Source organism: Aurantimonas coralicida DSM 14790, assembly GCF_000421645.1.
GTDB classification, from domain to species: domain Bacteria; phylum Pseudomonadota; class Alphaproteobacteria; order Rhizobiales; family Rhizobiaceae; genus Aurantimonas; species Aurantimonas coralicida.
Genome location: NZ_ATXK01000028.1, coordinates 1 through 6957, shown reverse-complemented (window position 1 = coordinate 6957; position 6957 = coordinate 1). Strand labels below are relative to the sequence as shown.

Genomic DNA, 6957 nt, shown 5'->3' with positions numbered 1-6957 from the left:
ATCTCTTCGTCGGTTCGCGGGATGATGACCGTGTTAACGGAGCCGTTCACCTCGATCAACTGCGACCAGAGATCCTCGGTCAGGGTCGGAACGACAGCCGGCGGATTCGGCTGGCACTCGCTTTGATATTGTTGACAGAATTCGTAGTGGCCAACGGGCTGCGATGTGCGCTCCGACATCGGCATCTGCGTTGGCTGTGCCAACGCGGTGTTAACGGAAAGAATAGCAACTGGCACTGTGAGTATTGATTTGATAACTATCTTATATTTCTTTAACATTCTCGCCTCCTCTTTGGTGCAGAGAAGAGTGGCATACCGATTTTACTCTACAGCCAAAATCGACATCGCATTTCGAAGCGATTTGTATATAATCTATTCACTACAATTGATTTGATCCAGAAGCTCGCCGACCAAGTCGCCGGCTGGTTCGTTCCTGCCGCCCTCGCCTTCATCGTCTGGTTGATCTTCCGTCCCGAACCTTCCGTCGCCTTCGCTCTGGTCTCGGTCGTGTCGGTGCTGATGATCGCCTGTCCCTGCGCTTTGGGACTGGCGACGCCGATGTCGCTTATGGTTGGTGTCGGCAAGGGGGCGGGCAGCGGGATCCTGATCAAGAACGCCGAGGCGATCGAGCGCTTCGCCGCCGTCGACACGTTCGTCATCGACAAGACCGGCACGCTCACCGAAGGGCGGCCAACCCTTATGGATGTCAAGTCCGCGAACGGGTTCACCGAAGTCGAGCTATTGACTACCGTCGTGGGGTTGGAGCGCTCCGCGGAGCATCCGCTGGCGCGAGCTATCGTCGAAGGTGCGGCGGAGCGTGGCGTTTCCGCGCCCGCCATGCAGGATTTCGAAAGCGTTATCAGCAAGGGTGTGCGGGGCACGATCGAAGGGCGACCCGTCGCAATCGGAAACGCGGCGATGATAACCGGAGCCGACGCAGGAGCGCTCCAGGCCATGACGGAAGAGCGTCAAAGATGTGGCGAGACGGCCATGTTCGTCGCCGACGACGGCCGATCGGATGCCATCCAGCACCTGAACCAGCGTCACCGCCAACCCAAACATCGCCATAAGTCCGAGCAATTCGCCTTCAGAACGAAATTGCGGCATTTCCGGAGATGCGGTCATTGGGCGCGTTCTGGGCGACACTGCCCAGGCAACCCGCCAAAGGAGATGACTGCCATGCCATTCTACGCTGCACTCGATGTCGCAATGGAGAAGACCGCCCTTTGCGTTCTCAATCACGAAGGTCAGGTCGTTCTCGAGATGAACGTTTCCAGCGATCCGAGTGCGATCGCCGACCGGCTCGAGCCCTATCAAGATGCACTTTCCCGGTTTGGCTTGGAAGCCGGACCGTTGTCGGAATGGCTGGTTCGCGGCCTGGTCGATCGCGGCTTTGCCCCTTTGCTTCTCGAAACCCGGCATGTGCGGGCAGCACTTTCGGCTCGGATTGCCAAGACCGATCGCAACGACGCCCGCGGGATGGCCGATCTTTTGCGAATGGGCTGGTTCCGCGCAGTCCACCTGAAAAGCCTGGACGCTCGCGAACAGCGCACTTTGCTTTCGGCGCGACGGACGCTGATCAACCGGCTGAAGGATATCGAAAACAGCGTTCGTGGGCTACTGCGCGGCTTCGGCATCCGCCTCCCGCTTGCCCTCCGCCTGAAATGGGAAGGCAAGGTAAGGGAAACCATCGCCGGACATCCAACGCTTTCGACCGCTCTGGAACCGCTGCTGGTAATCCGAAAAACGTTGCGGGAGCAGGTCGCTGTGCTCGACAAAAAGGTCCGCGACGCGGCCAAAGATGATCCCGTCTGCCGACGGCTGATGACGGTGCCTGGCGTTGGAAGCATCGTCGCACTGACTTATCGCGCGGCAATCGATGATCCGTCGCGCTTCTCGTCGTCGAAGTCTATCGGCGCCTGCTTCGGTTTGACTCCGCGTCGCTATCAGTCCGGCGAAAGCGACCGGGTTGGTGCCATCAGCCGCGCCGGCGACGCGTCCGTTCGCGTCGCGCTGTTCGAAGCAGCGCATGTGATGCTGACGAGATCTTCGAAATGGTCGAGCCTGAAGGCTTGGGCAATGAAACCGGCAGTGCGGCGCGGCGCGAAGCGCGCGAAGGTCGCGCTCGCACGCAAACTCGCCGTCATCCTCCACCGCATGTGGCGCACGGAGGCCGACTTCCGATTCACGGCCGCTGCTTGAAACATAAGGTCGACCACGAGACGGCATAACCAACACAAGGATCTTCCCATCGTCCCTGCAAGGGACGTGTCTCGCAGGGACGAGGGTGACGAAAAGCCGATGGACGCCTGGGAGTGCTTTGCAACTCCGCTCCGGAGATTGGCGTCGTCGCATCACGCCGACCGCATCATGTGACGATCATCGCATCGATCACGAACAGAAGCATGCCCCTCGCGAAACAAGCCCCTTGACCTCAAGGCCCAAGGACAGAGGCGTCCATCTCGCGCCGCCCGGCGCCATTGCGTCAGCTGCTGAGGCGCCACGCCGTGCCGGCGCGCCACATCATGGACCCCGGCGCCCGGCCTGAAGCTCTCACGGACGATCCGGCCCTTCACATCATCCGGCCAGATGCGTCGGCCGGTGCGACCCGACACGACCTCCATTCGCCCGACGAAGCCGTCCCCGCCATCCGTATCCCGTTCGCCCATCGCGCCCTCCAATCCAGGGAAAGGACACCAGACTCGCAGACCGTGGAAGCCGTCGAAAGCGTAAAGCCAATGGGGCTCAGGCCCCGCTTACGATGATTCCAGAAGGTGTCTGAAGCCTGATCTGGAAGAGCCATGTGGACCCCGACCACTCGTGCGGATCATAACCGCGATCACCTTCGCTGCGAAACCGATCTCACCGATTCGGAATGGGAAATTCTCGAGCCGTTGCTGCCGAAGCCGAAAGCGGCGGGACGTCCGCTCAAGTGGCCCCTTCGCGAGATCGTCAACGCTACCTTTTACGTCCTGCGCGGCGGCATTGGCTGGCGTCTCATTCCAAATGACCTTCCGCCCCAAGAGCATCGTTTTCGACCATTTCGGCTGCTGGCGCGATAACGGCGTCTTTGCCTCTTTGCCAGCATCCACCATCGCCTTGTGATGATGGACCGCGAACGGGTCGGCCGGGAGGCGTCGCCGAGCGCCGCTGACATCGACAGAAGCCAAAGCGTCAAAACCACCGAAAGCGGTGGACCGAAGGGCTATGACGCTGGCAAGAAGGTCGCCGTGCGAAAACGACAGGCCATGGTCGATAGAGACGGATGGGCGCTTGTCATCGACCCTCAACAGGCCACCAGCATCCAGGATCGGACGGCGCCGTTTCCCTTCTCAAGGTGTCGCGCAAATCATACCCGTTCGTCGAAAAGGCGTTCGCCGATAGCGCCTATTCCGGCGACAAGCCGCAGAACGCCTCGGCGATCAACATCGAAATCGTCAGGAAGCCGCCTGATCAGGTCGGCTTGGCGGTTCACCGCGTCAGTGAGTCGTCGAGCGGTTCTTCGGCTGGATCAGCTGGAACCGCCGGCTCTGGAAAGACGCGGAGGCAACGATCGCCTCCGCGACCGCCTTCCTCTACGCCGCCTCCGTCATGATCCTCATTCGCCGCCTAGGCCGGGCATCATGACCTTTCCGGATGGGCTCTGAGTCCGCGCATTGATGCCGTGGTCACCGGATCAGGCTACTCACACCTCAGCAGCACATGCGCGTGCTCATGTTGATGCTGGATTGTCAGCAGGAATCATCGTCGCGCTCTCGGTGTGTCCGAAACTAAGACTGAAAATATATGCTACCAGAAGAAAGAGAACGACGAGAAACACGTTGTTCCTTCTCTTTTGGCGGCGGAAATGATCACGCAGGGCCAAGCCAGCGGCATCGGTATCGTCGCCAGGGGCTGCAATTTCATGTGGATGGCTCAACTTCGATCTCCAGATCAGTGTCATTAGAAGCGGGCGTGATCTCGCCCCGAGCTATGGCCGGAGTTGGGTGACGGGGCCGATCAGGCGGCGCGTTGATCGGCGGTCACGGTGAACGCGACGCCGTCGGTGAACTTGATGCCAGCGATGACCATAGGCAAGCGATTTTCGCCTTTCAGCCGCCGCCAGGACTTCGATGCGGCGAAAACGAGCTTGAAGACCATCAACCGGGCGGTCTTCTGGTATCCATCCGGTGTGAGCCGCGGCGGTCTCGGTTTGCTGTGTTATCCTGACCGCGTGGAGATCGATAACGACAAGATCGATGATGCTGTCCTGGCACTTTTGTGGTTGACGCTGCACGGCAATCGGCGTGCCTGGAAGAGTTTTGACTGGGAAGTGACCGACCGTTTGCATCGGAAGGGAATGATCACTGACCCGGCGAACAAGGCAAAATCGGTGATGCTAACGGATGAGGGTCATCGGCGATCGGAAGACCTTTTCCGGGAGCTGTTTACGCGGCCGACGCCATGATCTCCTGACGGGGTGGCCAGTTCCAGGGCAGGAGTTCGTGGAGCCGAGTTTGGGGGATGTCGGCGATGCGCGCGAGGACGTCGGCGAGCCAGGCCTGCGGATCGATATCGTTCAGCTTGGCCGTCGCAATCAGCGTCAGCATGAAGGCGCAGCGATCGGCGCCGCGATCGGAACCGGCAAAGAGCCATGACTTGCGGCCGAGAGCCAGGCCGCGGATCGCGCGTTCCGCCGCGTTGTTCGTCAGGCAGATCCGGCCGTCGATGGTGAAGCGGGCAAAGCTGTCCCAGCGTGTCAGCATGTAGTCCATGGCCTTGGCGACCGGCGCGTGGCGCGACAGGCGCGCCCGCTCGATGCGCATCCAGTCCTCCAGATCGGCCAGAACGGCCACGCTTCGCTCCTGCCGGACAGCCAGGCGCTCTTTGGCAGGGCAGCCGTTCACCTCGCGTTCGATGTCGAACAGCGCGTCAATGCGCTTGACCGCTTCCAGTGCCAGCGGCGAGATCGGCGCTGCGTTCTTTCCTCGCCGGGCGCTTTTGGCGATGTCGGCGAGTTCGAAGAACTTCCGTCTCGAATGAGCCCAACAGAGCGCTTCCGTCACCGGAGTGGGACTTCGGCTTGCCTCATAAAGCCGGCCATAGCCGGGATAGGCGTCGGCCTGGAGGATCCCGCCATAGCCGGTGAGATGGCGTTCGGGATGCTCGGCCGTGCGGTCGCGCGAGGCGTAAAACAGGGCCGCCGGCGGTGCCTGTCCGCCGAAAGGCCGATCGTCGCGAACATAGACCCAGACCCGACCGGTCGCTGTCTTGCCCTTGGCCAGGATCGGCACGGTGGTATCGTCGCCATGCAGCCGCTCGGCGGCAAGAATGTGCCGCTCGATGAGGTCGTGAAGCGGGCGCAGGGCATCGACGCAAGCGCCGACCTGATCGGCGAGCGTCGACAGGCTGAGGTCGATCCCCTCGCGGGCGTAGCGGTCGGACTGGCGGTTCAGCGGCTGATGTTGCCCGAACTTCTCGAACAGGATCATCGCCAGGAGGTTTGGTCCGAGGAAGCCCCGCGGCGTCGTGTGGAACGGCGCTGGCGGCTGGGTGATCGTCTCGCACTCCCGGCAGGTGAACTTCTCGCGGACGGTCTGGATCACCTTCCATTGGCGTGGGATCACCTCCAGCGTCTCGGTGACGTCCTCGCCGAGCTTCGACAGCTTTGCCGAGCCGCAGCACGGACACGAAGTTGGCGCCTCGATCACCACCCGCTCCCTCGGCAGATGCTCGGGGAAAGGCTTCTTCGAGGGGCGCTTGCGGTTGAAGGCCTGAACGTTCGTCGTCTTCGCCGCGGCCCGTTCGGCGGCAAGCTCGTCCTCGGTGGCAGTGGCCTGGGCATCCTCGAGCTGCATCTCGAGCTGGTCGAGGAGACGGGCCTTGCGCTCCGAACGCGTCCCATAGAGTTCGCGCTTGAGCTTCTCGATCTCAAGCGTCAGATGCGCGATCAGGGCTTCGGCGTCCGAGGCCTTCGCCTTTCTGCGGGCCACTTCGGCTTCCGCCCGATCGGCACGCCGTTCGGCCGCCGCGAGGGCGGCCTTCAAAGCGGCGATATCATCTGGCGCGGCGGCCATGGCGGAAAATCCGAAGCAGTTCGTGACAAAGCCGATTCTGCCACAGACCCCCTGCAACACAAGGAGTTTATGCTATCCGACCGCGCTCGGGCGCCAGGTTCTCTGGGGATGGCGCCAGTCGATCCCTTCAAGCAGGTAGCCGAGCTGCGCCGGTGAGATCGTCACCGTTCCGTCGGCCGGTGACGGCCAGATAAAGCGCCCCCGTTCGAGCCGCTTCGTGAACAGACAGGCGCCCTGTCCGTCGTGCCAGATCACCTTGATCAGATCGCCGCGGCGACCGCGAAAGACCACGACATGGCCGTCGTTTGGATCCCGCTTCAGCGTCTCCTGGACCAACAGCGACAATCCGGGAAAGCCCTTGCGCATGTCGGTATGGCCAGTCGCCAGCCATACCCGAACGCCGCTCGGAACCGGGATCATCGACGACGGTCCACGACATCGAGAATGCGGCCGAGCGCCTCAACATCGATACCTGCGTCAACACGGATCGTGCGACCGCCGGAAAGCTCGATCTCGATCCGGTCCGACGCACGGCGCCGTCCCGTCTTCGCCCGTGCCGGAAAGTCGTGAGACGGTGCGGACGTCGGCGTCGGAATGGCAACTGTCACCGGAACCAACGCAGGCGGTTGAGGCCTCCGCGTCTCACAGAGCTGCTTTCTCCACCGAAATAGCTGGCTCGTATGGAGACCCGCCGAACGAGCCACTTGCGATGCCGTCACACCGGGCTCGAACGATGCCGCGACCAGCCGCTCCTTCTCCTCACGGCTCCAACGACGGCGGCTTCCGCCCCCGCCGGTAATCACCTCGAACTTTGCTATCGTCATAGTGCTGCTCCTAGGATTATTCCTAGGACTTCACCGATACGGCGAACGCTGTGAAGGCGGTACACCGCGTGGGCTTAC

8 protein-coding genes and 3 pseudogenes are annotated in these 6957 nt (G+C 61.8%); 4 read left to right on the top strand and 7 right to left on the bottom strand.

The annotated features are described in order from the left end of the window. Positions 1-278: transglutaminase-like cysteine peptidase (locus tag H536_RS24110; protein WP_029703889.1), on the bottom strand; the 278-nt coding region annotated here is incomplete at its 3' end. Positions 279-518: 240 nt separating this feature from the next. Here H536_RS24110 and H536_RS25290 point away from each other — a divergent pair. Continuing rightward, positions 519-1022, top strand: a pseudogene (locus H536_RS25290) (HAD family hydrolase); the annotation flags it as partial. Between the two features lie 156 nt (positions 1023-1178). Then, a complete protein-coding gene (locus H536_RS25285; protein ID WP_024352459.1) occupies positions 1179-2201 on the top strand; it encodes an IS110 family RNA-guided transposase in 1023 nt (340 codons plus the stop codon). Positions 2202-2353: 152 nt separating this feature from the next. Here the strand turns inward: H536_RS25285 and H536_RS25560 are convergent, their stop codons facing one another. Then, positions 2354-2623, bottom strand: coding sequence for a transposase (locus H536_RS25560; RefSeq protein ID WP_373279304.1), 270 nt, complete (start codon positions 2621-2623; stop codon positions 2354-2356). A 177-nt stretch (positions 2624-2800) separates the two neighbouring features. Here H536_RS25560 and H536_RS24095 point away from each other — a divergent pair. Then, positions 2801-3626 (top strand): annotated as a pseudogene (locus H536_RS24095) (IS5 family transposase). An 85-nt stretch (positions 3627-3711) separates the two neighbouring features. Here H536_RS24095 and H536_RS24715 read toward each other — a convergent pair. Beyond that, positions 3712-3918: a hypothetical protein gene (locus H536_RS24715; RefSeq protein ID WP_155898607.1), complete on the bottom strand. Its 207-nt coding sequence runs from the start codon at positions 3916-3918 to the stop codon at positions 3712-3714. An 80-nt stretch (positions 3919-3998) separates the two neighbouring features. Beyond that, positions 3999-4151, bottom strand: a pseudogene (locus tag H536_RS24710) (IS256 family transposase); the annotation flags it as partial. Positions 4152-4212: 61 nt separating this feature from the next. On the opposite strand from H536_RS24710, the gene H536_RS22980 reads away from it, so the two are divergent. Further along, the gene (locus H536_RS22980; protein ID WP_035695345.1) at positions 4213-4446 is read left to right on the top strand and encodes a DUF6429 family protein; all 234 of its coding nucleotides are present in this window, start codon (positions 4213-4215) and stop codon (positions 4444-4446) included. On the opposite strand, the gene tnpC is transcribed toward H536_RS22980, so the two are convergent. The 3 genes from tnpC to tnpA all read right to left on the bottom strand — a co-directional run bounded on the left by tnpC (position 4427) and on the right by tnpA (position 6879). Continuing rightward, positions 4427-6055 carry an IS66 family transposase gene (gene tnpC / locus H536_RS0121990; RefSeq protein ID WP_024350967.1) on the bottom strand — a complete coding sequence of 543 codons (1629 nt, stop codon included), beginning with the start codon at positions 6053-6055 and terminating at the stop codon, positions 4427-4429. The two genes, H536_RS22980 and tnpC, sit on opposite strands and share 20 nt — an antisense overlap. Before the next feature lie 72 nt (positions 6056-6127). Further along, complete coding sequence (gene tnpB / locus H536_RS0121985; protein WP_024350968.1) at positions 6128-6475, bottom strand: IS66 family insertion sequence element accessory protein TnpB; 348 nt, start codon at positions 6473-6475, stop codon at positions 6128-6130. Continuing rightward, positions 6472-6879: an IS66-like element accessory protein TnpA gene (gene tnpA / locus H536_RS24090; protein WP_081651925.1), complete on the bottom strand. Its 408-nt coding sequence runs from the start codon at positions 6877-6879 to the stop codon at positions 6472-6474. Before tnpA ends, tnpB begins: the two co-directional genes overlap by 4 nt. Positions 6880-6957 lie beyond the last annotated feature (78 nt).